Source organism: Flavivirga rizhaonensis (genome assembly GCF_004791695.1).
Taxonomy (GTDB): Bacteria; Bacteroidota; Bacteroidia; order Flavobacteriales; family Flavobacteriaceae; genus Flavivirga; species Flavivirga rizhaonensis.
Genome location: NZ_SRSO01000001.1, coordinates 233,457 through 260,058, shown reverse-complemented (window position 1 = coordinate 260,058; position 26,602 = coordinate 233,457). Strand labels below are relative to the sequence as shown.

Below are 26,602 nucleotides of genomic sequence, written 5' to 3'. Positions count from 1 at the left end.
AATAAGAGTCGTCATCATTCTAAACAGGTTTTTATGTCTAAATATTTTTTGGTAGCCCTTATTTTATGTTCAAATTTCTTGTTAAACGGGCAACAAGATATAATTCTTAAAAAAGAATTAGAACAAACACTTATTAGTCAAGGCTTAACTGGAGCGGTATGGTCTACAGTCTCAAACGGGGAAATTACAACAGGAGCAGTTGGTCTGAAAAATATTGTTTCTAAAGAAAAACTGAGTAGTACTGATAAAGTACAAGTTGGTTCGGTAACAAAAACACTTATTGCATTGGGTATTCTTCGATTATCTAGTCAAAACAAGTTAACTATTGACGCACCCGTAAATACTATTGTGCCTAATCTGCAGTTGAATAATCCTTGGAAAACAACAAACCCTATTACCGTAAGGGATTTACTAAATCATACTTCTGGATTGCAAGACGCAAAATTATGGCAAATATTTAGTACAAAAATAACCTCTACCACACCTCTAAAATCTATTGTTTCTGAAGATGTATCGGTATTAAAAGTCCGAACCAAACCAGGCACACGATTTTCTTACTCTAATATTGGATACACTATTTTAGGGATAATTATAGAAGAAATTACAGGAGAATCCTATGAAAGCTATTTAGATGAAAACCTTTTAACTCCCTTAGGAATGAAGCATAGTACTTTTCAATTTGTTTCTCAAACTACGGAAAATGCAGACGAGAGCTTAGCTATGGGACATTTTGAAGATGGAAGTACTCAAGAAAATGTACCTATGCATATTAGAGCAGCTGGACAGTTTACTACAACCGGACATGATATGGCTCTACTGGCTAAGTTTTTATTGGGCAATGGAAGTATAAATGAAAAACCATTTATAAAAAAAGAGCTATTAAACCAAATGGGCAAACCCACAACAACAGATGCTAATAAACATGGGTTAAATGGAGGTTATCAATTTGGATTTAATCACACAGACAGACATGGTGTTCTAGGGTATTATCATAGTGGAAACATAATTGGTTATAGAGCAACATTTCATGTGTTTCCAAAAGAGAAAAAGGCCTTTTTTATCAGTTTTAATATGGATAGCGAAATAGCTAACTATCAAAAATTCAACAAAATTTTCATTGATTATTTAAAAATTGAAAAACCCGAAAAACAAGAAGTCAAAAACAGTTTACCAAATAATATAGAAGATTATTATGGTTTTTACAGACTAAACCCTATTCGATTTGAGGTGTCTTCTTACTTTGATTTACTTTTTAATTCAATAAAAGTAAATGCGGTTGATAATAAATTAAAAATGGCATCACTTCAAAAGAAAAGCTATTACCTTTTACCACTTGGTAAAAACTTATTTAGGGTGAAAAATAAGGTAAAAGCTTCTCACGTTTTATATGAAGAAAATAAAAAACAAATAATTAGTAATGGTTTAGTAACGTATGAAAAAGTAAGTGTTCTTTATTTAAGCATGCTATGGCTGAGTTTTATACTTGGTCTTGTAGGCATCATATTAGTAATAAGCCGAGGTTTTTATCTTCTAATTCAAAACAAATTATTTAAGAAAAATCAAATACTAACAGTTCCATTTAGTGCTATAGCTTGTTTATTAATTCCAATACCTTTTCTTTTAACGCAGTCCATCCTTAATTTAGGTGACGTTACAGTTGGAAATGTTTTATTAACGGTAGTAACTGGAATAATACCTTTAGCAATGATTTTTGGGTTGATTAAAGTAAGAAAAAATAAACCATTAAAAATTGATGTAATTGCAATTCTATTTATTCTTCAATGGACAATAATATTAACCTATTGGAACTTAATTCCTCTTAAGTTATGGGCTTAAAAAACATATTTTAATTTAGCTGAAAATGATAAAATCTCATGAAACGATAACCCTGTTTGACTGCCCTTTATTTACAAAAATAAGTCTGACAACACCTATGGAAGAAACGCTTCCGTTGCCAAATGAAGCTTGTTTTGTTTACATCTTAAAAGGAGAAGGACAGCCGTTATCTGAATCTGAAAACATTGTTGCAAAACCAGAACAAGTCATTCTTTCGCTTTGCGGATTAACTGCAGGCTCAATGATTTCTAAACAACCAAAAGGGATTATAGATTCAATAATTGTACACTTTGGTAAAGATTTATTGCATCAAGTTTTTCAAGGAACTAAACCTGAACTTTGGGAGGATTTAGAAACTCCTGTAACACAGTATGTTGTTCAATCTGCTTCTAAAAGCTTTGTAAAACATTATTTTGATGGGGTTTTACAATTGTTTAAAAATAAAGAAGCCTTAACAGAAAACATTTTAAAACTGAAATTAAAAGAAATCATTCTTCTATTACTTCAAAGTGAAAATGCTGAGGATATTAAACAAATTACAAAAAGTCTTTTTTCAGAAAGAACCTTTACTTTCAAAGAATTAATAGACGCCCATATTAATACAACATCATCTATTGAAAACTTAGCAATGGTAACTAATTGCAGTATATCAACCTTCAATCGAAAATTTAAAGAAGTTTACAAAACAACGCCTAATGCTTACATCGTAGACAAAAAAATAGAAAAGGTAGCTACTCTATTAAAAGTATCTCAAGACTCTATTAGTAATATTGGATACGAGTGTGGTTTTAGTAGCCCCGAGCATTTGTCTAGAGCTTTTAAGAAAAAATATAGCGTTAGCCCTACTATTTATAGAATGAATTTTTCAGTCAAGTAATTGACTTTATTAATCAAGCCTTGTTTTTTTTATCAACTCATTTTTGTATTACAAAAACAATATAATAATGAAAACAGAAAAGAAAAATTCACCTATTGAAAGTAAAATAGTATTATCAACACTTTGGATATTTGTACTTATTAATATGATATATGCCGATATTATGGGTATGCTAAGACCTGGGTATCTAGAATTATTGGAACAAGCTAGTAAGGAACTAACCTCTGGAGCAGTGCTTACCTTTTCTATTTTATTAGAAATACCCATTATTTTAATTTTATTATCCAGAATATTATCCAGAAAATGGAATAGAATATGCAATTTTATTGCTGTTCCAATTTCTATTATTTATGTCATCTTTGGAGGGCTTACTAATCCCCCTATTTCATATATATTTTTCGCGACAATAGAAATAATCGCTCTCATAATAATACTTTATTTAGCATGCAAATGGCCTAAACAAGAAATGATTGAAGAATAAGTATCTTAAAAATATATGGATAACAAAAAATTGAGAAAAACTGCATAATTTGTTATATAAAAAAAATCATGTAATTTCCACAATCGATAAAACAATCCGTAAAATGAAAAAATCATGTTTAATCCTTATTCTATGCTTCTATTGCTTTAATATTAATGCGCAATCAAATAATGATATCAATATAGGGAAAATAGAAAGTATATATTCCAAAATATTAAATGAGGAAAGAAAAGTGTGGATTCATGTTCCTAAAGATAAGGTGGATGGTGTGTTACTAAAACAGAAATATCCTGTTATATACTTGTTGGATGGTGATGCTCATTTTTCTTCTGTTGTTGGGATGATAGAAAATTTAAGCTCAAAAAGTGATAATAATATTCTTCCTAAATGTATTATCGTGGGTATTACCAATACAAATAGAAGTAGAGATTTAACTCCCAAAAAGGAAATCAAAGATACTTCTATCGATAGCACTACAATTGCTAATTTTGGGGGAGGAGAAAAGTTCATTTCATTCATAGAAAAAGAATTAATACCTAAAATTGAATCCGAATATCCTACAGCACCTCACCGAATGTTTATAGGGCATTCCCTTGGAGGGCTCTTGGTGATGCATACGCTCATTACAAAACCTAATTTATTTAATGCTTATATAGCTATAGACCCCGCTATGTGGTGGGATAATCAAAAGCTTTTAAATGAATTAAAGAATAGCAAATTAGATGGAAAGTTTAACAATAAAACACTTTTTTTAGGGGTTGCAAATACATTACCTAAAGATATGGATATCAATAGTGTAGAGGAAGACGAGTCTGATCAAACATTCCATATACGTTCTATTTTAAAACTTAATGTCTTGCTGAGCAGTAATACTCAGAGCCAGCTAAAATTTAAAGGAAAATATTATGAAAATGACACGCATGGTTCTTCACCGCTAATTAGTACATATGATGCTTTACGATTTATATTTGATTTTTACGATTTAAAAATTGATGGGAATGTTTTTTATAACCCAGAAACGGATGTTGAAAGTTTGATTGTCAATCACTTTAAAAAAGTATCTAAAACAATTGGTTACGGTGTTAAACCCTACGGTAATTTTATTAATAAAATGGGAAATCGATTTTTAGATATGAAGCAGCTAAAAAAAGCAGAAGCGTTACTTCAATTGAATGTAACTAACTTTCCTGAAAATCATCAAGTATATAATTCGCTTGGGAATTTTTATGAAAAGAGTGGAGATAAAGAGAAGGCTATTAAAAATTACAAAAAATCCATTTCTTTAAATAAAGATTCACTTGCAAAAGATAAATTGAAAGTATTAGAGAAAGAATAAAACGAGATTAAGCCCACCTCCAATATGTCATATGGTCTACATAAAGTGAAAATAGCAAAACGAATTCTTAAATTCATAATCATAGTTATTGGAATTTTATTAATATCTATTGTTATCATGGTATTTATAGAAGTGCAAAATACAAAATACTTGAAAGTCAAAAAGAATGCGTTTGCAAATAATGATTCATATCTTATTACCAATGTGAATATTATTCCAATGACTCAAGACACTATTTTAGTTGATAAAATGGTATATATCAAAGATGGAATAATTCAAAAAATTGCAGACCGTATTGAAATTAAAGGAATTGAAATTCTTAATGCAAAAAACAAGTATCTAACACCAGGTCTTATAGATATGCATGTTCATGTATGGGATAGATATGAACTAGGGCTATATCTGTCTAATGGCGTTACGGCAATTCGAAATCTATGGGGTATGCCAATGCATTTAAGAATTAAAGAAGATGTAAATAATGATGAAATTATTTCACCACTATTTTTTACAACCGGACCTAAACTCACAGGTCCAGAATTTATTGGAGATGATAATTTACAATTAACAAATCCCAATGAAGCTAGGGAGAAAGTGGTTTCATACAAGAAGAGAGGATACGACTTTATTAAAACCTATTATGGCTTAACAGAAGATATATTCGATACTGTTATTGAACAAGCAGCAATCTCTAATATAGATATCGTTGCACATCCATCACAAAAAGTATCTTATTCTTATCATTTCAATCAACAGGTAAAATCTATAGAACATGCAGAGGAAATTATACAGCAACCATTAAACTATAGATTGGATACATTGAAATTAAATGAAGTTATTAATAGTTTCGAAAAATCAAAACACAGTGCTTTTAGTCCCACTTTAACGGGTTACAATAATATTTATCAAATGCTTATTGATGATGAAATTTTGGAATCAGAAAAACTTCAATTTATGAATCCGCTTATAAAAAAAACGGATAGTAAAGCACAATTTGAAAGATGGGATAATACTAAATTAAAGGACTCTACTATTGTTAAGACTATAAAAAAACAACATGATTTTCATTTAAAAATTGTTAAAAAACTTCATGAAGTAGGAACACCTATTATCTGTGGTACCGATGCTGGAATTGGCGTAACTATTCCTGGATTCTCAATACATCAAGAACTTGCATTTTACAAAGAAGCTGGACTTTCTAATTATGAAGTACTAAGAACAGCGACAGTGAATGCGTCAAAAACACATTCGATTATGAATAATATGGGAACCATTGAAGTTGGTAAAGTTGCAAACTTAATAGTAACAGATAATAATCCATTATTAAATTTATCTGCATTACAAAACCCTACAACTGTTTTTATAAAGGGTAGAAAACTGAACAGAGATTCTCTTGATAATTTTGAAGAAAAGGCAAGGAATCGTAAGAACTTAATAGCATCAGCTGTTAGATACTTAGAAAACTTGATATTTGAAAAGTAAACACTGTATCCAATTTAAATCTTCCTAAGAATGTAACATTTTTAAATCACATTCGTCAATATAAGAAATCAACTTACTTCAAGATGCAGATATTGAATTCTATTAAAAGTCTTTTTCACCCTTCCGCAAAACATAAAGAAGTTTGGCCAATAAAAGTGTATGTTTTGAAACTATTTTTTGCGCTTATGTTCTTTTTCGCGGCTAAAGATGCCTGGACACAATTAATCACACATAAAGGCGACTGGAATGCTACAATTGCAATCGCGTGGTGTTCTATAGCTGCTTATACAACACTATCAGGTTTGGGAATTTTTCACACTCTGAAAATGTTACCTATTATGCTCTTTATGTTCTTTTATAAAGGGCTTTGGTTATATTTTGTTGCTTACCCATTATGGGTTAACGGAAATATTGCTGGCACAAGAGTAGAAGGTTGGGCGCAAATTTTTATAATTATGCTTATTCCTCTAATTTTTACACCATGGAAATATGTTTTTAAAACATACGTATTAGGTAAAGACTAAAGCTGATTATAGTTTTGGATAAAATATTTATATTAATGCAAGAACTATCTTAAAAAACAATAGATTAATATACTATATGATGTATATGTAGTAAAAAATAAGAGAACTAGTGTGTCTATTCGTTGTTATGTGCAATTTGGAAACTCATACACTTTTATAACATTTCATAGTTTATAACGTGATATAAATCAATCAAATAATCAATTCAAATATGAAATCAAACATAAAAATTGGAAGACTCGCAGGACTATTATTTCTATTCATTTTCACAACAGGTATTATAGTCTATCAATTTTTACAAGGTCCTGTACTATTTTCAGATGATTTTCTAAACACCACTTCTGCAAACTCAAATGAAATTATTATTTCTATCTTACTTTTATTTTTAAGCGGCATAACGTCCGTTGTCATAGCTGCAATTTTATTACCAATTTTTAAAAAATATAGTATCACTTTAGCTTTTTTATATTTAGCATTTAGCATACTAGGGTTTATATCAATATCTATTGACAATATTAGTGTTCTATCTATGTTGGAATTAAGTCTAGAGTATACTAAAAATGGAACTGACAATTCTGATTTATTAAATACTCTAGGTACCATATTTTATAAAAAGCATTGGTGGTCACACCACTTGAGCCTACTCATTTCTTGCTTCCCAGTTTTTATTTTATACTATACATTGTACGTGTCCAAATTAATTCCAAATATTATTTCTATTGTTGGGGTATTAGCTGTAATTCTAATGTTTATTGAAATGTTATTTTCAATTTCAGGAAATAGTATTAGTATAAATATGCTTTTTCCAATAGGATTGATTCAACTATTTCTTCCCCTTTGGCTAATTTTCAAAGGATTTAATTCGACTGTTTTAGAAACTGAAATAAAATAAATTAGTAAAAACGACTATGAAACCAATAAGTAATAAGACTGAAATATCACTGGGTAAAGCGGCATTAATTGCTGGCTTAAGTTTGCTTGTTATGGTTTTAACAACTCCTTTTGCAGAGTTTTCAATATTCCCTAAACTTATAGATTCTAAAAATGCTACAATAACTGCTGAAAATATTATAAACAATAAACACTTATTTACTATTGCTATCTTTCTAATTCTATTAACCCTAATTGCAGACATTGTAGCATCATGGGCATTATATATATTCTAAAACCTGTAAATAAAAGTTTATCACTATTAACCGCTTGGTTTAGGTTAGTATATGTAGCCATGTATTTCATTGCATTGTATAATCTGCTTGCAATACTAAGTATTATTAAATCTATAGAACATTTAAAGAATACTGGAATTGGTCAAATAAACGATAGTATATTGCTACATATAAAAGCCTTTAGAGTTGAAGGTAGTTTTGGTTTAATAATTTTTGGAGTTTATTTAATTTTACTTGGTTATTTAGCTTATAAAGCGACTTATATACCAAAACTATTTGGAGTTATTTTATTAATTGCTGGTTTAAGTTGGGGGATTGATAATTTGAGTTCCTTTTTTTTTCCTGAAATAAATACACAATTCTTATTTGTTTTTACAATGGGAGAATTAATTTTTATGTTATGGCTTTTAATTATAAGGATCTAGAATTAAAAGTGTAGAACAATAATATCTAGAAATTAAGAAACGAACGTACAACAATAGCTATATTTAAAATGAGAATTTGTATTGCACAGACAGCACCAATTAAAGGAGATATTCTAAAGAATATTGAAAATCATAAAAAGTTGATTAACCTTTCTATTCAAAACGATTCAGATATCATAGTTTTCCCAGAACTTTCATTGACAGGATATGAACCTGAATTGGCAAAAGAATTAGCAACCACAAAGGATGACAAAAGATTTGATGGGTTTCAAAAAATTAGTGATTTAAATAAAATTATAATTGGTATTGGACTACCAACTAAAAACGAGAATGGTATTTGTATCAGTATGGTACTATTTCAACCTAATAAATCTAGAATGACTTATTCTAAAGAGTATCTACACCCAGGAGAAGAAGATTATTTTGTGTCTGGAACAAATCTAAACCCAATTACATTTAAAAATAATAAACTAGCATTTGCAATATGTTATGAAACATCCATACCTGAACATTCTGAAAAAGCGTTTAAAAATGGAGCTAATATTTATATTGCAAGCGTTCTGAATTCAACAAATGGAGTAGATAAAGATATAAACCGAATTTCAGATATTGCAAAAAAATATAAAATGGTGGCAGTAATGTCTAATCTTGTAGGAGAATCAGGTAATTATGATTGTGCAGGAAAGAGTTCTGTTTGGAATAATAAAGGTAAACTAATTGAACAATTAGATGGTAACAATGAAGGTATTTTAATTTTTGACACAGACACGGAAAAAATAATTAAAACACAATTGAAAAAACAACCGACAACAAGATAATACCTTGTTAATTTAAACTTGAATTACAAGATACTTTAATCTCCAAAGTCAATTTTTAAATCATTTACTTCGGTAAACATTTTCTTGATTTCACTATGAAATTTTTCATCAGTTACAGTATACAATTCATTTAAAAAATCTGAACTAATTGGTTTAAGATTTGGATATTTATTCTTTTCTAAAAACATTTTTAGTGCTTTATTTACGGTATCTTCTCCTATTAACTCCTTTAAATTATACATGGTTATAGCACCTTTACTATATGAAATATAGGGACTATTGTTTTTTACTTTATATAAGGGTTCTTCTGTTTTAAAGCCTCTTGAATTATTGTAAATAGTAAGATGCATTTTTAATCGATCCCATACTTTTTCTTTTCCATACATTTTTTCAAGAAGCATTATTTCTACATACATAGCTAGCGTTTCTATAAGCATAGCCCCTCCAACTCTTTCATCTATAAAAATTTGACTTGTTCCCCACCAAATATGTGCTAATTCATGACCTGCTAGTTCATTAATAACATCTTGCTGCTTATCAGCTTTTATATTCGAATGAAACATTTTATCTTCAACAGCATAAATTGTTCCTGGATAGGCTGTTGCTGCAAATCCTTTAGTGAAATTTGAAATTTCAACAAATCGTATTGTTTCAAAGGGATATTTACCAAAATTTGTTTCGCAATAATCCATTGTCAATTTTGCGTTTTTTAATAAGTGTTCTACATTTTCATGATGTGATGGATGGTAATAAATTTCATACTTCTTACCATTATAAATGTCTTTCTTAACAGCATACTTTGCTGATGCTATTGCAAAATGAAACGGAATTAAAGTTGTTGTTTTATAGTGAAAGTAATTTTGGTTATTCTCTTTCCAACTTTTAACCAGTTCTCCTACTCCAACTGCTATTTGATTTGACGATGTAGAAATAGTCATGTCTAAATTTATAAAACTATTATTTATAGATTTCGGACTATTAAAATCTATTTTTTTAGTAGCATTTCCTTTTAAATTAAACTGTTTCCTGATAGACTTTTTATGTATTTCGTGAATTTTCTGATATCCAAATTGAGGATAATATCTACTAATCCTCATAAAGGAACCATTACCTATAATCGCATTAAATGGTTCATGACCATTTACAGCTTTCCATTGGTATGAAGTCTTGAAATTAAATATTGCTTTTTCGTTAGGCTTCAATCCTTTTTTTAATACAATTACTTCTGTTGTATTTTTTACATCAATAGATGTATCGCCAATTAGTAATGTTGCTTTTTTTATGTTAAAATCATCAGGAAAATTGACTACCACCTTATGTATACTTTTCTGTGTTTTATTCTCTAAAATATATTGTCCTTGAATAGTATATCTATTTTTTGTTGGATACAGGTTAACGGTTGTCTTTACATCTGTAATTATTGGAACAGCTAAATTTTCATATGCTCTAAACTGTTTTTCATAGTCGGCTCTTACTTGCAATTCTGAATCTTCATTTTTAATTATAGAACCATTTATTAACTCAGATCCGGAATAAAAAGCAAATACACTTAAAAGCAAAAGTATAATGGTGACATGTTTTTTTACAAGCTGTTTTTTGAAAAAATGCAATAATGTAATTAAAATTAATACTGCGGAAAAACCAAAAGCTAACCTTAGCACAAATGCATTTTTATAAAACCCAAACCCATTCATATCACTATAATTAAGTTGAATAGTATTTAAAAATTTAAGTAGTGGAAATTCTATTAATATTTCGCTAATTGGTGTTGCCATTGCTAAAGCAAATAATGATGTAGCTATTAAGCCAATATGTTTTTTATGAATTACTTCTTGAATTAGTAACAAAATACCGCTCAAAAGAATTAAAGGAAGTGTGTTAAATATAAAAACATCTTTATAAACACTCCATTCAATCAAATAATATTCATAAAGTAGTTGAAACAGTATTCCTTCTGCAAGCATTAAAACACTAAATAATACAACAATAATAGAGAGTGTTAACCATTTAGAAAGAAATCTTATTTCACTATTAGCGGTAGTGTTTTCAAGGGCATTAAAATTTGCAGTAGTACTTCGCCAAAATATATCATGACTATAAAACAAAACTACAATTACGCAAATTACATGAAAATTTTGATTGATAATTTGGAGCATTAAGCCAGATGTAGCATAGTGTTCAGGAATTCTTGAACCTTTGTCAATTTCTGCGGGTATTTCCATTCCTAATACAAATAGGAGTATTAAAATGATTAATACGAAAGGAATACTTTTAACAATATAAATAAGATCAATCTTGGTAAAGGAAATGAGCGATTGCAGTTTTGTTTTTAAATTATAAACCGTTTTTATTGGACCGTACAATAAGCCTTTTTTAGAGGCTTTTAAAGTTGATTTAACTTTTATTCTTTTGGGTTTTGAAACTTTATCTAAAGAGAATTTTTTGACGCTTAAAAACAGTAGAAATACTGAAATTAAAAACACACCCAATCTGTTTATTAAAAAAACGCCAGTCAAAGAAACCATTTCTGTATTCCTCTGTAAAACTGACCAATTTACGGTTTGATGAAAAAATGCAGATAGCCCGAAAGGATCAATTAATGCTGAAATAAATTTAGCTTCATCAGATTGTGGCATTAGTTGTGATACCAAAAGGGAATTTGAATATAGCTGTAAAATGATATAAATAACGTACAGTAATAAACCGGTTATATATACAAACAATTTGTTTTTAGAAATCCATCCTATATAACTTAAAATAGCAGTTGTAAAAAAGGTATTTATAAAACCGAAAATGAATAAAGGATAGATAACGTGAATTAATGAGAACACAGTTACATTATTTGAGGTTTCTCCATAATATTGACCAAATAAGAAACTAATAGATAGTAACAATACAAATAGGTAGCTTAGCAAAAGTATAACAACATAGCGCCCTAAAACAAATGTTTTCTTTTTTAAAGGTGTGCTAAATAATAAGAATTCAAAATTTGAATCTACTTCTTTAAAAAGCAATTGAGAAGTGAATAATGTACTAAAAAAAATAGTTGTTAAACTTACAAGAGAAAGGATAAAACTTATTTGATAAGGAGAATTTCTAAAAATAGTATCACTAATCGAAAATTGAGCATTCATCCCTCCCAAAAAACCTATAACTATGATTAATAGTAAAATAAGAATGAATGCCCGTCTTTTAAAATAGCTTTTTATATCAAAAAGAAAAATAGTATTCATAACCTATTCGTTTTTAAGTAAAGTTGAGAAATAAACATCTTCTAAAGATGTATTGACAGGTTCAAAGCCATCATATGGAGGAGTATCAGATAGTATATGAATATTCATTTTTCCAGCTATAAATTGTGAAGAAATCACATTAAAATTGGCGTTAAAATCATCAAGTTCATTTTTATGAATTTGCTTCTTCCAAATTTTGCCATTTAGTTCTTTGATAAGATCTGTAGGGCTACCTTGAATTAGGATATTTCCTTTATTTATAATCGCCATTTTAGAACATAAGTTATGCACATCTTCTACCAAATGCGTAGATAGAATGATTATAATATCCTCTCCTATTTCACTTAATAAGCTATTAAAACGGTTGCGTTCTTCTGGGTCTAATCCAGCCGTAGGTTCATCTACTATTATTATTTTAGGGTTGCCCAATAAAGCTTGTGCAATTCCAAATCGTTGGCGCATTCCTCCAGAAAAGGTATGTACGTTTTTTTTACGATGTTCATATAAATTAACTTTATCAAGAAGTGCTAAGACTTGATTCTTTCTTTCATTACTGTTTAGAACCCCTTTCAGGATGGCTAAATGTGATAACAAATCAAATGCAGATACTTTGGGGTATACTCCAAAATACTGAGGAAGAAAGCCCAATTGCTTTTTTAGAAATTCTGAATCTTCAATTACATCTGCATCATTAAATAGTATACTGCCATCATCAGGTTTTTGCAAACCAACTATAGTCTTCATTAAAGACGATTTTCCGGCTCCATTTGGACCTAATAATCCAAACATACCATTTTGTATTTCTATGGATACATTGTCAATAGCTTTTACCCCATTTGAATAGGTTTTCTTTAAGTTGTGTATTTTAAGCGTATTTATCATATTTTCAATTAAAATTTGGCACTAAAAATCTATGCTCCTATTAGGTGCATTTTAAAAATCATATATTATGTGTGATGGTTATTCTTCTACATACTCAAGCAAATCCCCTGGTTGACATTCAAGTACTCTACAAATAGCTTCTAAAGTCTCAAAGCGAACTCCTTTTGCTTTCCCTGTTTTAAGAACTGATAAGTTAGCAGGTGTAATATCTAATCTTTTTGCCAGCTCTTTACTTTGCATTTTACGCTTGGCTAGCATTACGTCAATGTTTACTATAATTGGCATGATTAAATAAATAAGTCTTGTTCATTTTGTAATTGCAGTCCTTGTTTGAATATTTCATGAATAAAATATGCAAATATGCCTAGTACAAAATGGACAATTATTAATAATAAAATATAAGATTCTATTTCTATAAAAATACTTGAGAGTAAAGTAATTAGTATAGGTATCATAATATTTGAGAGGTAAAATAATTTGAGTTGAGTTATTCCATATTGTGTAAACAACTTTGGCTGATAAAAAGCTTTAAAGACTTTACTAGATAAAAAAAAGAAGAGACTATAAAGACTAAGAGGTGTAATAAACTCAAAAATCATATACGTCAAATTATTATCAATACTAAGTATTGAGTTTTGTGTAAATGGGTATAAAATATCTAATGTTTGATTAACACTATGTATAGTTGTAGATAAACCTGTACTTAGACATAGTATTGAATAGACGGTAATACAACAATAGATAATTGCTAAAAACCGAGTTGTAAAAAATAAGATTTTTGCAATAGATTTTGCTTTATTCATTTGAGTGATTTTTAATGTATAATGCAAATATAGTAATTAATTATTGTTTTACGATAATTAATTATTGTTTTGATTAATAAACAGAGATCTTAGTATTTAATCTATTCCACTCACATTATGCTTCCCTCCTACGTCGTCGCATAAAAAGTGTTCCATTAACATTGTAGAAGAAACTTTTAGAATAAATTTTTTCAAGAAACAGTAGTAACAACTTTGCCACCGCCACAACTCGCTCAAAAAATAAAAGATCTACTAGACCTTCTATTTTTATGATGTAACCAAAGCAAAGTTACATAACGCAGAATATTATAGTACATTTTTAATATTTGATTATCCAGTGGATGATTAAATATTAAAACATCTTTTTAAGTTATTAATTGAAATGTTTAGCTTATTTGTGAAATTATAGCCATGAAACTATTTTGTTTCCAAATATTAACCAATCGATGAACTGCAATAATTTCAGTACGTTCGTCGATTTTTCGACGAACGACACACAACTATGAATACTATTTACAAAATTTATCGAAACCAAATCTATTAGATTAAATAATTATGGAAAGATTAATTTTTGTTATATGCCTTATTTTTGTGTTCACTTCCTGCTCTAAAGACAATGTTGAGATGGCCGATGAAGATGATATTGACGCGGTAGATAAAGACGATAATGAGGAGAATGGCGAGGAAAGTAGTGCTACTTACTCTTTTATTGGTAATGACTTTCAAGTTAATTCCTATAAAGAGGATAATCAGAACTATCCCAAAGTAGCTATTGCTCCAGATGGTAAGGCTATCGTGGTTTGGGAAAGTGCAGGACAGGATGGAGATGGACATGCCGTAGTGGCTCAGCGATATAATTCAGATGGATCCAAATGGGGCAATGAATTTGTGGTAAACACAGAAACCAAGTTGGCTCAAAGCCAGCCAACCGTTGCGGTTGCAGATGATGGCTCACATATCATTTTATGGCGAAGCAAAGATCAAGATGGTAGTGGCTTTGGCGTGTATGCCCAACGATATGATAGCTCTGGTAATGAAGTTAGTGACGAATTTAGGATTAATGAAGAAACCAACTCCAATCAAGACCTAGCCTATGCGGCGTATCACAGCAATGGTAACTTGATGATTATTTGGGAGAGTTCGGACCAGGATGGAAAGGCAGGTGAAATATACGCTCGAGTTTACGATGATGAATTTAATGACATAAGTAACGGCGAATTTCGGGTAAATACGGTTATAGATGGATGGCAAAATACAGCCAGAATCGCAGATACCCCCAGTGGTTTTATCGTGGTATGGGAAAGTCTAAATATTGATAGCGAAAGAATTGCAATTGTTTTTAAACGTTTTAGTAGTGAAGGCACTGCATTAATGACCATGGAAGAGCAAGTGAACACGCGCGAAATCTGTGATCAAAAAAATCCAGATATTGCAACACTAGCAGACGGAAAGTTTGTGATTGTTTGGGAACACCTTGAAGATCCAGATAAATGCAGCAGCGCTAAAACTTTGGCTAGTGATATCGCGGCACGAATCTACAACAGTGATGGCACCGCATTAACTGGAGAAATTATACTTAGCCAAAATACCAGCGGAAATCAAAATCTTGGAATTGCCAATGACAATCAAGGTGGAGTTGCTGTAATTTGGCAAGGCGATGCTTCATCAAATGACAGTACTGATGAAATATATGGGAGACGTTTGTTAGCCACTGGCACACTCATTGGAGATGTGTTTATAGTAAATAGCAACTCAGATAGCTATCAAGTCTTTCCCGCTATTGCGGCTGCACCAGATGGCAATCTATTTGCAGTTTGGGGCTCATGGTCAGGCGATGGTAATGGCACCAGTATTAGAGCGCGTCGATTAAAGGTTGGTGAATAGCAATCTTTTTTGGCTGTTGGATAATAAAATTTGCTAGTACGAAAGCACTAATTTGAAACTTTAACGTGTAAGCCGTTACAAAAAAGGAGTTATGTTGAATGTATCTTATAACAAAGTTAATTCATAATTAAAGTAAGAATATTAGTCAATATTATAGTCATTCCACACATCGTCGCATAATAAGTGTTTTTATTAAAATCGTAGAAGAAACTTTAGAGAAACTGTAGTAACAACTTTCGTTTTTAATCAAAGTTCAAGTTACATAACGCGGTACGTTATAGTACAAATTTATAGTAATTCAGTATAGTCGTTTTTCGGGCTATTTACACATAATTTTAGATATAGTGCCTTTGGGTCTATATCGTCAACAGTTATGTTAAAAGAAATTACAGCTTATTAACTTCTTAGGTTTATTTGATAGCTATAATTCTATATTATGTAAAATTTCCCCAAATGTTTAGTACTTCACAAGAAGCCTTTGTACTTGGGTCATTAATCATTCGTGTTTTTACTTCTCGTTTAATTCTAATATTCAGTACTCTCGTAAAGGTTTCCGTAAGAGTATAAAATTTAAGAAAAATAAATTTCTATACTCTTGCTCTAATTGTGCTGTTATTCAACCTTTTTTGATTTGAGCTGTTTAAGAACATTTAGAACTGGAATTTGAAATCGTTACTATTAATAAATCAAGGCTGCATAAAACTTTGGAAATAATTACGGCTCAATCGCTATATTTTAGAAAACATTGTAACTCGTTAAGATTCTTGAACAAGCTTTAAATCTTATTATTGATAAGAATATGTATTGCTAGACCTCTAAAATATGTACGCTCATTGCAGCTTTTTCTCCTCGCCAACAAATCTAATCATCCACAGGATAATTAGATTTGTTACGTGTTTTGACCAAAGTTTTCTAAGGACAAGTTTCCATACTTTAAAAAGTAATTTTTCTTTTTCTAGCGGTAATATTCCAACGATCTATCTTCTTTCCTTTTGAAATTACAGAAACATCATCGTGTAAATTTATTGTTGGACAAATATGATATGGAATTCCATAGTAAACATCACCAACCTTTATATTTTCCCAATTTTTTACTTGTAAAATTCCATGTTCTTCACTTTGGGAAATTAATTCATAGTTTTTTAAATTCAAAAATTTAACTCTTTGGTTAATAAGGTTTTCTGAACCTACAGATTTATGTCCTAGGTCAATAGTTATGATGCCTCTTTTAGGCTTTGAAATAACGCGACATATTAATAAAGCTGCATATTTATATTCCTGTTCCTTTAGTTTTTCACTATAACCCCAATCCCAAAGCACACAAGTTCCTGGACTAGTAATTCGATGCTCTTCAGTTATATGTGATGTGAACGATGGTGTGCCTCCACATATTAATTTTATATCTGGATACGCTTGCTTTAGTGTATCAAATAAAACTTTGATTGGTCTAAATTCACTTTCTATGTTACTTTTTCTTTTTTGAAAATCAGTAGCTCTTAAATGCCCATCATACACATGTATGCCTCTGAAATTAAGTGAAGTATATTTTGGTATTTCTTGAATGAGTTTATCCAATTCAAAACCTATTTCAATACCAGAACGATGCATTCCGCTATTAATATCAATATAGATATCTATTTTCAGGATCTGCTTCGTTGCTTCTTTATTCAACTTTTCAATTGAATCGATGTTATCCACTATTGTAGAAAAGGTAGTAGTAGGAAAATGTCGAAATAGAGAACAAAAGCGTTCAATTTTTGGACCGACTAATTGATGTGCTATTAAAATACTATCCGCGCCTTCACTTGCAGCAATTTCTGCTTCAGCAATAGTAGCCGCTTTAAATTTTTTAATACCTAAGGAAATCATAGCATTTATTACTTTCGGCATTTTGTTTGTTTTGATATGCGGCATAAGCAATGAAGTATCTCCGTTTACCATAGAAACTATTTTATGAAGATTATACATCAAGTTTTCTTCGTATAAGACAATAGAAGGAGAATCAATTTTTTCAATACCTTCTATTTCATACCAATCTTTCATACTTATTTTAGTTTTCGCTTTTTAAATCACCATTAAATTCAAATAAAGGTAGATTTTCTGATGGTTTGGTAATATTAGGACTTTTATAATACATTGTTTTACCAGAAACAATACCATTACTTAATGAGATTTCTGTATACAATATTCCGTGGGGATGTATTAATGCGTACTTATTTTCTCTTTGCATGTAGATGAGCTTATAGGTTATCTCATTATCTATAATAAGATGGTCCTTTTTACCATCTAATAGAAGGGTTCCATGCTTTTTAATCTTCTCTCCATTACTATTCATAGTAATCTCTAATTTAACAACACCTTTAGGTTGAACTGAAGGAGAGGGGAATGTCAAAAACGGCAAAGCAAGCATATGAGCAGTTTCTTCTATACGCCTAGGCCTTTTTGCATTTCCCATAATAGAAATAGTTAATTTCTGATTTGGAAAGAGACATATTATGCTACGAGCACCGCCCATACCACCGGCGTGTTCATATACTTTTCGATTGTCCATATCCCAATTTTGACGCCAGCCTATTCCCACACCAGTTTCCTCTCCAGAATTTAGTTTTTGTGTTTCGAACATCATATCGACAATATCTTTTTTGATAAACCCATTCATATAAGAATTCGCCGTTTTCACTAAATCTGTCGGTGTGGAAATTAATCCTCCTCCAGCCCATTTGTAGCTAGGGTCTTCAGGATTGTTGATTTTTATAGGAAGTCCTCTATTAATTCCATTTTCATTAAAACTATATAGTTCTGTCATTTCTACACCAGGATTTTTACGCATATCAGGCCCCGTAGATACCATACCTAAGGAATTAAATAAATCATCCTCTAAAAGACTAAGAAAATCTTTATTTGATGCTTTTTCCATAACTCTTGATAATAAGGTGTAACTATGAGTACTATACTTGTATTTATCACCAGGTTTATGTAATAGTTGCGTATGAGAAAAAACCCCTAAAGCATCTTCAACAGTAGTATAATGGCGATTTTCAATTTTATCATTATTCGAATAATGAGGAATTCCGGATAAGTGCCCTGATAATTGTTTAATGGTTACAGAGTCAATTGTCTGAGGATATGTTGGAATATATTTACTTACTAAATCATTAAAATTTAGTTTTTCATCTTCCGCCAATTTTGCCAATGCAGTTGCAGTTATTATTTTAGATACGGATGCAGCTCTAAATTGTGTTTTGGGAGTAACCGGCTTTTTTGTTTCTAAATTTGAATATCCATATCCTTCTGAAAAGATAATTTCGTTTTTAAGACCAACAGCAACTGACATTCCTGGTGGTATATCTCGTAACTTCATGAGCTCTTCTACCATTGCTGTTACTAATCTCTCAGGTTTTTCAATAGAATCTTGTTCATGAACTTTAGAGTGTTTTTCGTCTTTATTTCCTGTTTTTAAAGCACAACTTTGTACACAAAGCACTATCAGTAGTATACTCAATAGTTTTACAGAAATAGTTAAATACTTTCCTTCTTCTTTCATAAAATTGTAATTGATTTATTTTTTAAACTATCTTTACATCAAGATAGCTTAAGCAATAATACAAAATATATCTTTATATAAAGATATATTTATTAATTTTTATTTAAATGATAGCAAACAAAAAGGACTTATTAGATAATTTAATTATTGATTGGAAAGAAGAAAGACCAGATTTAGATGCTTCAGCAATGTTAATAGTTGGTAGAATATTGAAATTAGGAAAAATTTTAGAAAAAAGTGCCAGTTTAGCGCTACAGGACAATAACATTCACTATACAGATCTAGATGTTTTAGCAACTTTAAGACGTTCTGGGAAGCCTTTTGAACTTACTCCTAAACAATTAATGAAAGATGTATTAATTACATCTGGTGCTATGACAGCTTTATTAGATAGGTTGGAAAAATTAGATTTGATATACCGTTCTCCTGATGCAAATGATGGCAGGATTAAAAATGCTAGTTTGACAAAAAAAGGAATAAAATTGATTGATAAAGCTATTGAAATTCGATTTAATGAAGCAGACGAATCTATAAGTATGTTAAATAAAATTGAAAAGGAAAAACTTTCAGAGTTATTGAAAAAAATGACATTACATTTCGATAGTGAATAGTACTATGGTTGACCATTCCATACACATTCCCACTTCGCTCCTATCGTCGCTTCGGGCAAAGAGTATTCCGTTACAGTTGCCAAAGAAATTTTTGAGAAGAAATTTTTTGAAGAAGCTTAAGAAAGACCATTCGCTTTTAACCAAATCTCAGGTTACATAATGCGGTACATTATAGTTTAAATGATTAATTAAAAATTTTCTACCGTTTAGTATTCTAAAACCTTCTTTCTAACCTCTGCATATCCTCACTCACCTTTCTTTCAATCACTTTTGCATAAATTTGGGTAGTCGTGATTTTAGAATGCCCCAATAGTTTAGAAACAGTTTCTATGGGTACACCATTGTTTAATGTTACTGTTGTTGCAAAGGTATGCCTCTCAATATGAAACGTTAAGTTCTTATTTATCCCACAAACATCAGCTATCTCTTTTAAGTATGAATTTAGTTTTTGATTTGATATGGTTGGAAACAATGTTTTTTTATTTATTGAATTTGGATGCGTTTGATACTTTTCAATAATATTCAAGGCTTTTGATAGTATTGGAATCTTAACTGGAATACTAGTCTTTTCTCTTTCAGAATATATCCATTGTTTTTTATCTATCCCTAGACATACATTATCGCTTGTCAAACGCATCACATCACCATAGGACAATCCTGTATACAACTAAACACAAATAAGTCTTTTATAAGCTGTAATCTTGGAATAGTAAATGTTTTCTTTTCTATGGATTGTAACTCTTCTAAAGTTAAAAATGTTCTTTCTTTTCTTTCATATTTGGCTTCAAACTTTATAAATGGATCTTTATCTATCCATTCCATCTTATAAGCCAGACTAACCATTTTACGAAGCCGTTCTATATGTTTCATGATGGTATATATTACCCATAGACTTTTGATGCCTTAAAAAGCGTTCAAAATCAATAATGAATTTATAATTCAGCTCAGATAAGAACATATCATTTGTTTTATGTTTTTGCTTTAGAAAAAGAAATATATACTATATGAGTAGTGAAATAATTCTTTTGAGTTTCCCAACGTAATGTTGATTTCATATGCTCATTATGATATTCAATAATATCAGTCAAAGCACACTGACTTTCTCCTTCTCCTAAAAAATAAGACTTAATAATGGTAGAGGTTACTGCCTTGTTTTCTGTTTTTAATTTCTGATAGCATTCAAAAAGTTGAGAATTGACTTGTTTGATGTAATTGTTAACTATTTTCGTTTCATCACTTAGGCCTTTTAATTTACTTTTATTAGAATCCCAATCTGAAATGGAGAGTTTTCTTTTCAGAGATAGCTCAGCTCTTTTGCCATTTACTGTGATTCTGGCATAAAGCGGTGCTTTTCCGTTTTTGGCATTGGCAAGCTTTAACCAAAACAGAACACTGTGGCAGGTAGACTGCCTTTCCCAGTATGTTTTTATGAATCAAATAGTTACATTTTTTTAGATACTCTGGGTAACCGAATAGGTAACTTAAATGATAAGAACTTTTGTTTTATTTTACCTTTATTTAAAGGCGACGCAAATATAAAATAGTATTAATTATAAAACAAGATAATTTAATATGAATATTTAGAAAACATCATCTCAACTATTAAATAGTATGTCTATTGTAAAATCATTTTCGACAAGATCAATTTTATTTTGATTTTCCAAGACCCCATATGTCGTGATAAAGGTAATGTAAACCATTTTTTTCGTTTTTGTAACAACTTTTAACCCTTGCTTTTTGGTTCTAAGATTTTTAGCATATTCAGAACTAATACTGAATTCGTCGGAGTAAAATTTCATCTCGCAAATATTTATTACATCATCTTTCCTATCTATTAGCATATCGATTTGAAATCCTTTTTCATAAGTTTCATCTTTCCTATGTAAAAAACTATTAACATTCGTTTGAACTCCTGAAATCCCAAGAGCCTTTTTGATATCATCGACATGCTTCATGCATAGATTTTCAAATGCATAACCACACCATATTTTATATTCCTGGCTCTGGCTCATTCGCATCCAATTATCTAGGCCTGATTTGCTTTTATCCTCTATAAAATTAAGATAGAATAGTGAATACTCATCTGTTAATCTATATAATGTATCTTTCTTTTTCTTTTCTAATGGCTCATAGGTTGAAATAAAACCTGATGTTCCTAATTCGTTTAGAATATTTGAAAACCAACCGCCGTCTGACATTCCAGTTATTTTTAAAATTTCTTGCCTCTCAAGACCTCTTGATTTGCTTGCAAGTGCTTTAATTATCTTAATATGATTTCCTGCATTATCAAATAGAGCTGGATAAAGGTTTTCAAATTCTGTATTTAAAATGCCATCTTTAGAAAAACACATTTCCTGAATATTATGTGCTGCACTTTTTCCTTTAGATATGTGTTCCAAATAGTGCGGTATGCCTCCCATAGCAAGGTAAAGTTGAATTATTTGATAATTGCTAATTTCAATACGCTTTTCTTCCAAAAATTCCTTTGTCTCTGATAGAGTAAATGGCATCAATGTTATTAATTTGGTAATTCGGTTATGCAATCCGCCTTTTGCATTGACTACATGTTCTAGCATCCATGATGCAGCAGAACCACATATTACTACTATAATATTTTGTTGTGACGCCCAATTATTCCACCAATGTGCAAGAGCCTCCATGAAACCAGATCTTTTACTTGCTATCCATGGTATTTCATCAAAAAATACAACTGGTTTTTGATCCGTGTTAAGATAGCTTAAGGTCTTACTCAATAAATTAAATGCTAATAACCAACTATCAGGCTTACTATATTGTTCCTCTCTAGGGAAGTACGTGTTAATTTGCAGAGTGAAATTTAAAAGCTGATTATTAAGATCAGCATTTTTTAATCCGGTCATTTCAAACGCTATTTTTTTCTTATAAACCTCACGTATCAAAAATGTCTTGCCAACTCTTCTTCTACCTATTACAGCTAGCAAATGAGCTCTTTTATTAGTTAAGAATGAGCTCATCACTTCTATCTCTTCCTTTCTACCTATAATTTTCATCTTTATATTCTATTACGCTAAATCATTTCAAATATACATACTTTCCGCGATTTAATATTATTTATTAAGCGGAATCTTGTTTTTTATTATCCATTCAGCGAAATTTTAAAGAAAATAAATATTAAAACCTCCTAAAATACATCATGGATCTAATGAAAAATAAATTAACAAAGTATTAAAATAGAATAACTAAAGTTTAGTAGGTAACTATTTCCAGAAACATTATTTCTTATAGGAATAATAGCCTGGAAAGTTTATGTTTTCAGAAATATTTATGCCATATGAGTATATTTGTTATAAATATATTATTGTAAACAATTTGAGAAATTGGAAGAAAAAGAATTTGAATACATTTTAAGCACTCATGAGAAAAAGCAAATGACTCAATTAGCTTTAGAAACTTTTACTCTTGGAAAAGAAAATATGTTCGAAAATCATGCTGATTCAATAATAAAAAAAATTTTAGATAACAAAAATATTGAATTCAAAAAATATAAAGAATTATTAAAAAAAGAGGCTAAATAGAACACTCTGAACATGTAGAATTTGCTATTTCAATCTTAATAGCGTTGATAAGAAAATTAATCGAGACGCAAAAATCGAAATTTGAATTAAGACTAATGGAATAAAATAATTACTATTTACTCTCTTAAAAATCAATTACTAATAGTTCACTTTTTGCTGGCATTATACACTGGCACATAAGGATAATTTTAAATCTCGGAGAGTTTCAACTCTCCGAGACTTTTGTTTTTATATTTCAATTACTAATGTCATGTTCATCATCATACACATTGTCCATTAATGGACATTTGTTATTTTAAAAAGAATCACAACATGCTGATATACAACATATTGTTTTTGGCATAGAGGTTGGTATTCATTTACAAAACTTGTACTAATTATATACTCAAGTTATTATTCTCATTAATATGGACAAACAAATCGCTTCAAAAGATATTAGAAATCGTCAACTCAAAAAGAATAGAGGACTTATTGTTCTTGCGATTGCAATTGTCTCTATATTTTTTCTTTTTCGGGCTACACTAAAACCAAAAGTTAAAAAAAGTGATGTTAGAATAAGCATAGCAGAAATAGGTAGTATAGAAGCCACCATTTCTGCAAGAGGTACTGTAGAGCCCAGTTTGGAGGTGGTTATAAACAGTTCTATTGACTCTAAAATAATTGATGTTTTTTATAGAACGGGCGAAGCAATAAAAAAAGGCGATTCTATTCTATTACTCGATAAGCAAAACATTTTGAACGAGTATGCAAAACTACTCGAAAACATGCAAATTAAAACAAACGATACTGAAAAGCGTCAACTTGAATTAACCCGCACTTTAAGTGAACTTAAAACCAATAAAGAAATTGAAGAACTATCCATCAAAGATTTAGAATCAGATTTAAAAGAAGCTAAAATTTTGGAGGAAATGGGAGGCGGTACCAAAGAAGCTATTAAACAAGCGGAACTTTCTTTAAAAGTGGCAAAAATTAAATATACCCAATTATTAAAAAAGATTAGACAACAAGAATCTAATATTAGTATTGAGAGAGAAAATATTAGAATAGAAGCCAGTATAGCAGATAAAAAGCTTAAAAGCTTAGAACAACAAATTGAACTAGCAGATGTAAAAGCTGATTTTGATGGTGTAGTAACATGGATAAATGAAGATATAGGAAAAAGAGTTGGTAAAGAAGAAGCCATTGCCAAATTAGCCGATTTAAGCAGATATAAAATAAACTGTAATATTTCTGACTCACATTCTGAAAAAGTCAGAGTTGGAGGTGAGGTCATTGTTAGAGTAAATGACAATAAAATAAAAGGTATTATTAATCAAGTATCGCCTAGTTTAACGCAAGGTCAAGTAAATTTTAGTGTAACTATTAACGATTCTCAAAATGACTTATTACGCCCAAATCTTGAAGTAGATATTTATGTCATAACCTCGTTTAAAGACCAAGCTATAATAGTTAAAAATGGTGGTTTCTTTAATGGTAGTAAAAATATAACTGCATTTGTAATTAAAGGAGACAAGGCCAAAAGAATAAAACTAACAACAGGCCTTAATAATTTTGAATATGTTGAAATAACTGATGGATTATCTGAAGGTGATGAAATAATAATTTCTGATATGACAAATGAGCTTGTTCACGAAGAAATCTCAATTTTAGAATGATTACTATTAACATACCATATAAAAATTTATTTTTTTGGAGTCTCTTCTTAGGTTGTATACCAATAACAGCTACTGCCCAAAAAATGCCTGACACCTTATATTTATCATTAAAACAAACCATAGAAATTGCTATAGACAATTCGCCCAGTGTTTTGCAAGCCAAAACACAAAAAGAAACCAGTTATTGGGATTGGAAAACCTTTAAATCAGACTATTTACCTCAACTCTCTTTAGATGGTAATTTACCAAACTTTTCAAAAGATAATCTCCCAATTACACAACCGGATGGTTCTATAGATTTTCTCTCGGTAAATAATATAAATTCAAGAGTGGGCTTGAGTTTAAACCAAGAAATCCCTTTAACGGGAGGTAGTATTTCAGTAAACTCTAGTCTTGCTCGATTTGATAATTTAACCAACGATTTTAGGCGCTATAACGCCACGGCAGTGAGTATTAGATTAAATCAACCACTATTTGCCTACAATAGGCTCTTATGGAATAAAAAAATTGAACCTTTAAAATTTGAAGAATCAAAGAAAAAATTTGTTGAAGACAAAGAAGCAACTTCATTAGGAACCACTATTAGGTATTTTAATTTACTTATCTCACAAAGTAATTACCAAATAGCCAAAACAAACTTCGAAAATTATAAATTACTCTTCAAAATAGATAGCACACGATATGATTTAGGAACCGTTTCTAAACAACAACTATTACAAATACAATTACAGGTTGTAAATGCAAAAAAAAGAATGTCACAAGCCAATCTTGGAAAAAAAACCGCAACACTAGACCTTTTGGAGTATATAGGTTACAACGATTTACAAAAAAATCAAGCATTGATTCTCAAAGTGCCTTCAGATATTCCACCCATACAGGTTGATGAGGAAATTGCACTTAAAGAAGCTATGGAAAACAGAGCAGATATAACGGCATATAAACGAAGATTACTAGAAGCTGAAAGCCAACTTGCTAGGGTTAAAGCTGAAAATGGTTTTAATGCCGAATTAACAATGTCGTTGGGGCTTACTAATGCTGATTCAGAATTTCAAAACTTATACACTAATACTCAAGACCAACAAACTATTTCCTTGGGATTCAGAATACCCATAGCAGATTGGGGGCGCTCTAAATCTAGATTGAAACGTGCACAATTACGTAAAGATTTGGAAAAGCAATCGGTAGATTTAGAAACCAGCAATTTTAAGCGCGAAATTATTACTGAGGTTGATCGATTTGAAATGTACAAACAACAAGTCATTATTGCGTACGAGTCTTCTAACATAGCCAAAATGAGTTATAACATTTCAAAAAACAAATTCATACTTGGCAAAGAAAGCTCTACGAATTTAAACGTAGCACTTAATGAAAAAGACCAAGCTATTCAAGACTATATTGTTTCCTTAAGTGATTTCTGGGAAGCCTATTACAGAATACGCTTACTCACTATCTATGATTTTGAAACAAGCAAATCGTTAACACAAATAAAATAAT

24 protein-coding genes are annotated in these 26,602 nt (G+C 30.2%); 15 read left to right on the top strand and 9 right to left on the bottom strand.

All coding sequences use genetic code 11. The features are described 5' to 3' along the window. The first annotated feature begins 33 nt into the window (after window positions 1–33). The 10 genes from EM932_RS00960 to EM932_RS00915 all read left to right on the top strand — a co-directional run bounded on the left by EM932_RS00960 (window position 34) and on the right by EM932_RS00915 (window position 8,942). Window positions 34–1,836 carry a serine hydrolase domain-containing protein gene (locus EM932_RS00960; RefSeq protein ID WP_135874552.1) on the top strand — a complete coding sequence of 601 codons (1,803 nt, stop codon included), beginning with the start codon at window positions 34–36 and terminating at the stop codon, window positions 1,834–1,836. A gap of 25 nt (window positions 1,837–1,861) precedes the next feature. Next, complete coding sequence (locus EM932_RS00955; RefSeq protein WP_135874550.1) at window positions 1,862–2,713, top strand: helix-turn-helix domain-containing protein; 852 nt, start codon at window positions 1,862–1,864, stop codon at window positions 2,711–2,713. Between the two features lie 67 nt (window positions 2,714–2,780). Next, window positions 2,781–3,194, top strand: coding sequence for a DUF6326 family protein (locus EM932_RS00950; protein WP_135874548.1), 414 nt, complete (start codon window positions 2,781–2,783; stop codon window positions 3,192–3,194). A 103-nt stretch (window positions 3,195–3,297) separates the two neighbouring features. Further along, entirely contained in the window at window positions 3,298–4,530 is a 1,233-nt protein-coding gene (locus tag EM932_RS00945; protein WP_135874546.1) for an alpha/beta hydrolase-fold protein, read from the top strand. A 24-nt stretch (window positions 4,531–4,554) separates the two neighbouring features. Then, the gene (locus EM932_RS00940) at window positions 4,555–6,009 is read left to right on the top strand and encodes an amidohydrolase family protein (RefSeq protein WP_246040819.1); all 1,455 of its coding nucleotides are present in this window, start codon (window positions 4,555–4,557) and stop codon (window positions 6,007–6,009) included. Window positions 6,010–6,173: 164 nt separating this feature from the next. Continuing rightward, window positions 6,174–6,533, top strand: a complete 360-nt coding sequence (locus EM932_RS00935) for a hypothetical protein (RefSeq protein WP_135874542.1) — start codon at window positions 6,174–6,176, stop codon at window positions 6,531–6,533. 211 nt (window positions 6,534–6,744) lie between these two features. Beyond that, entirely contained in the window at window positions 6,745–7,425 is a 681-nt protein-coding gene (locus EM932_RS00930; RefSeq protein ID WP_135874540.1) for a DUF4386 domain-containing protein, read from the top strand. A gap of 16 nt (window positions 7,426–7,441) precedes the next feature. Then, on the top strand, window positions 7,442–7,699 hold the full coding sequence (locus tag EM932_RS00925) for a DUF4386 family protein (protein ID WP_135874538.1): 258 nt from the start codon (window positions 7,442–7,444) through the stop codon (window positions 7,697–7,699). Beyond that, window positions 7,678–8,124, top strand: coding sequence for a DUF4386 domain-containing protein (locus EM932_RS00920; RefSeq protein WP_135874537.1), 447 nt, complete (start codon window positions 7,678–7,680; stop codon window positions 8,122–8,124). The genes EM932_RS00925 and EM932_RS00920 overlap by 22 nt, the downstream gene beginning before the upstream one ends. 68 nt (window positions 8,125–8,192) lie before the next feature. Next, window positions 8,193–8,942 (top strand): carbon-nitrogen hydrolase family protein, encoded by a 750-nt coding sequence (locus EM932_RS00915; RefSeq protein ID WP_135874535.1) that lies wholly within the window; start codon window positions 8,193–8,195, stop codon window positions 8,940–8,942. A gap of 35 nt (window positions 8,943–8,977) precedes the next feature. Here the strand turns inward: EM932_RS00915 and EM932_RS00910 are convergent, their stop codons facing one another. From EM932_RS00910 to EM932_RS00900, 3 genes are all read right to left on the bottom strand, one after another. Next, window positions 8,978–12,175, bottom strand: a complete 3,198-nt coding sequence (locus EM932_RS00910) for an ABC transporter permease/M1 family aminopeptidase (protein ID WP_135874533.1) — start codon at window positions 12,173–12,175, stop codon at window positions 8,978–8,980. 3 nt (window positions 12,176–12,178) lie between these two features. Further along, window positions 12,179–13,054 (bottom strand): ABC transporter ATP-binding protein, encoded by an 876-nt coding sequence (locus EM932_RS00905; RefSeq protein WP_135874876.1) that lies wholly within the window; start codon window positions 13,052–13,054, stop codon window positions 12,179–12,181. Between the two features lie 81 nt (window positions 13,055–13,135). Further along, the gene (locus tag EM932_RS00900) at window positions 13,136–13,342 is read right to left on the bottom strand and encodes a helix-turn-helix domain-containing protein (protein ID WP_135874531.1); all 207 of its coding nucleotides are present in this window, start codon (window positions 13,340–13,342) and stop codon (window positions 13,136–13,138) included. 1,109 nt (window positions 13,343–14,451) lie between these two features. Here EM932_RS00900 and EM932_RS00890 point away from each other — a divergent pair. Continuing rightward, complete coding sequence (locus EM932_RS00890) at window positions 14,452–15,744, top strand: hypothetical protein (protein WP_211344238.1); 1,293 nt, start codon at window positions 14,452–14,454, stop codon at window positions 15,742–15,744. Between the two features lie 933 nt (window positions 15,745–16,677). Here the strand turns inward: EM932_RS00890 and EM932_RS00885 are convergent. Both EM932_RS00885 and EM932_RS00880 read right to left on the bottom strand, forming a co-directional pair. Beyond that, window positions 16,678–17,787, bottom strand: a complete 1,110-nt coding sequence (locus EM932_RS00885; RefSeq protein ID WP_135874526.1) for an alanine racemase — start codon at window positions 17,785–17,787, stop codon at window positions 16,678–16,680. A gap of 7 nt (window positions 17,788–17,794) precedes the next feature. Next, window positions 17,795–19,288: a serine hydrolase domain-containing protein gene (locus EM932_RS00880; protein WP_135874523.1), complete on the bottom strand. Its 1,494-nt coding sequence runs from the start codon at window positions 19,286–19,288 to the stop codon at window positions 17,795–17,797. 107 nt (window positions 19,289–19,395) lie between these two features. On the opposite strand from EM932_RS00880, the gene EM932_RS00875 reads away from it, so the two are divergent. Continuing rightward, complete coding sequence (locus EM932_RS00875; protein ID WP_135874521.1) at window positions 19,396–19,899, top strand: MarR family winged helix-turn-helix transcriptional regulator; 504 nt, start codon at window positions 19,396–19,398, stop codon at window positions 19,897–19,899. 214 nt (window positions 19,900–20,113) lie between these two features. Here EM932_RS00875 and EM932_RS21340 read toward each other — a convergent pair whose 3' ends face one another. The 4 genes from EM932_RS21340 to EM932_RS00865 all read right to left on the bottom strand — a co-directional run bounded on the left by EM932_RS21340 (window position 20,114) and on the right by EM932_RS00865 (window position 22,928). Beyond that, entirely contained in the window at window positions 20,114–20,566 is a 453-nt protein-coding gene (locus EM932_RS21340; RefSeq protein ID WP_317129346.1) for a site-specific integrase, read from the bottom strand. Then, window positions 20,536–20,769 carry a hypothetical protein gene (locus EM932_RS21335; protein WP_317129345.1) on the bottom strand — a complete coding sequence of 78 codons (234 nt, stop codon included), beginning with the start codon at window positions 20,767–20,769 and terminating at the stop codon, window positions 20,536–20,538. The genes EM932_RS21340 and EM932_RS21335 overlap by 31 nt, the downstream gene beginning before the upstream one ends. Window positions 20,770–20,867: 98 nt before the next feature. Then, a complete protein-coding gene (locus EM932_RS21330; RefSeq protein WP_317129351.1) occupies window positions 20,868–21,230 on the bottom strand; it encodes an Arm DNA-binding domain-containing protein in 363 nt (120 codons plus the stop codon). Window positions 21,231–21,494: 264 nt separating this feature from the next. Next, window positions 21,495–22,928 (bottom strand): AAA family ATPase, encoded by a 1,434-nt coding sequence (locus tag EM932_RS00865; RefSeq protein WP_135874519.1) that lies wholly within the window; start codon window positions 22,926–22,928, stop codon window positions 21,495–21,497. 327 nt (window positions 22,929–23,255) lie between these two features. On the opposite strand from EM932_RS00865, the gene EM932_RS00860 reads away from it, so the two are divergent. The 3 genes from EM932_RS00860 to EM932_RS00850 all read left to right on the top strand — a co-directional run bounded on the left by EM932_RS00860 (window position 23,256) and on the right by EM932_RS00850 (window position 26,601). Continuing rightward, window positions 23,256–23,453 carry a hypothetical protein gene (locus EM932_RS00860; RefSeq protein ID WP_135874517.1) on the top strand — a complete coding sequence of 66 codons (198 nt, stop codon included), beginning with the start codon at window positions 23,256–23,258 and terminating at the stop codon, window positions 23,451–23,453. Between the two features lie 407 nt (window positions 23,454–23,860). Then, window positions 23,861–25,108 (top strand): efflux RND transporter periplasmic adaptor subunit, encoded by a 1,248-nt coding sequence (locus EM932_RS00855; protein ID WP_135874515.1) that lies wholly within the window; start codon window positions 23,861–23,863, stop codon window positions 25,106–25,108. After that, window positions 25,105–26,601, top strand: coding sequence for a TolC family protein (locus tag EM932_RS00850; RefSeq protein WP_135874513.1), 1,497 nt, complete (start codon window positions 25,105–25,107; stop codon window positions 26,599–26,601). Before EM932_RS00855 ends, EM932_RS00850 begins: the two co-directional genes overlap by 4 nt. Window position 26,602: the final 1 nt, after the last annotated feature.

Excerpts from the sequence above, each read along its gene's own strand:
- EM932_RS00960 (WP_135874552.1), top strand. The coding sequence starts at position 34 with ATGTCTAAATATTTTTTGGTAGCCCTTATTTTATGTTCAAATTTCTTG.
- EM932_RS00955 (WP_135874550.1), top strand. The coding sequence starts at position 1,862 with ATGATAAAATCTCATGAAACGATAACCCTGTTTGACTGCCCTTTATTT.
- EM932_RS00950 (WP_135874548.1), top strand. The coding sequence starts at position 2,781 with ATGAAAACAGAAAAGAAAAATTCACCTATTGAAAGTAAAATAGTATTA.
- EM932_RS00945 (WP_135874546.1), top strand. The coding sequence starts at position 3,298 with ATGAAAAAATCATGTTTAATCCTTATTCTATGCTTCTATTGCTTTAAT.
- EM932_RS00940 (WP_246040819.1), top strand. The coding sequence starts at position 4,555 with ATGTCATATGGTCTACATAAAGTGAAAATAGCAAAACGAATTCTTAAA.
- EM932_RS00930 (WP_135874540.1), top strand. The coding sequence starts at position 6,745 with ATGAAATCAAACATAAAAATTGGAAGACTCGCAGGACTATTATTTCTA.
- EM932_RS00925 (WP_135874538.1), top strand. The coding sequence starts at position 7,442 with ATGAAACCAATAAGTAATAAGACTGAAATATCACTGGGTAAAGCGGCA.
- EM932_RS00920 (WP_135874537.1), top strand. The coding sequence starts at position 7,678 with ATGGGCATTATATATATTCTAAAACCTGTAAATAAAAGTTTATCACTA.
- EM932_RS00915 (WP_135874535.1), top strand. The coding sequence starts at position 8,193 with ATGAGAATTTGTATTGCACAGACAGCACCAATTAAAGGAGATATTCTA.
- EM932_RS00910 (WP_135874533.1), bottom strand. The coding sequence starts at position 12,175 with ATGAATACTATTTTTCTTTTTGATATAAAAAGCTATTTTAAAAGACGG.
- EM932_RS00900 (WP_135874531.1), bottom strand. The coding sequence starts at position 13,342 with ATGCCAATTATAGTAAACATTGACGTAATGCTAGCCAAGCGTAAAATG.
- EM932_RS00885 (WP_135874526.1), bottom strand. The coding sequence starts at position 17,787 with ATGAAAGATTGGTATGAAATAGAAGGTATTGAAAAAATTGATTCTCCT.
- EM932_RS00880 (WP_135874523.1), bottom strand. The coding sequence starts at position 19,288 with ATGAAAGAAGAAGGAAAGTATTTAACTATTTCTGTAAAACTATTGAGT.
- EM932_RS00875 (WP_135874521.1), top strand. The coding sequence starts at position 19,396 with ATGATAGCAAACAAAAAGGACTTATTAGATAATTTAATTATTGATTGG.
- EM932_RS21335 (WP_317129345.1), bottom strand. The coding sequence starts at position 20,769 with ATGAAACATATAGAACGGCTTCGTAAAATGGTTAGTCTGGCTTATAAG.
- EM932_RS00865 (WP_135874519.1), bottom strand. The coding sequence starts at position 22,928 with ATGAAAATTATAGGTAGAAAGGAAGAGATAGAAGTGATGAGCTCATTC.
- EM932_RS00855 (WP_135874515.1), top strand. The coding sequence starts at position 23,861 with ATGGACAAACAAATCGCTTCAAAAGATATTAGAAATCGTCAACTCAAA.
- EM932_RS00850 (WP_135874513.1), top strand. The coding sequence starts at position 25,105 with ATGATTACTATTAACATACCATATAAAAATTTATTTTTTTGGAGTCTC.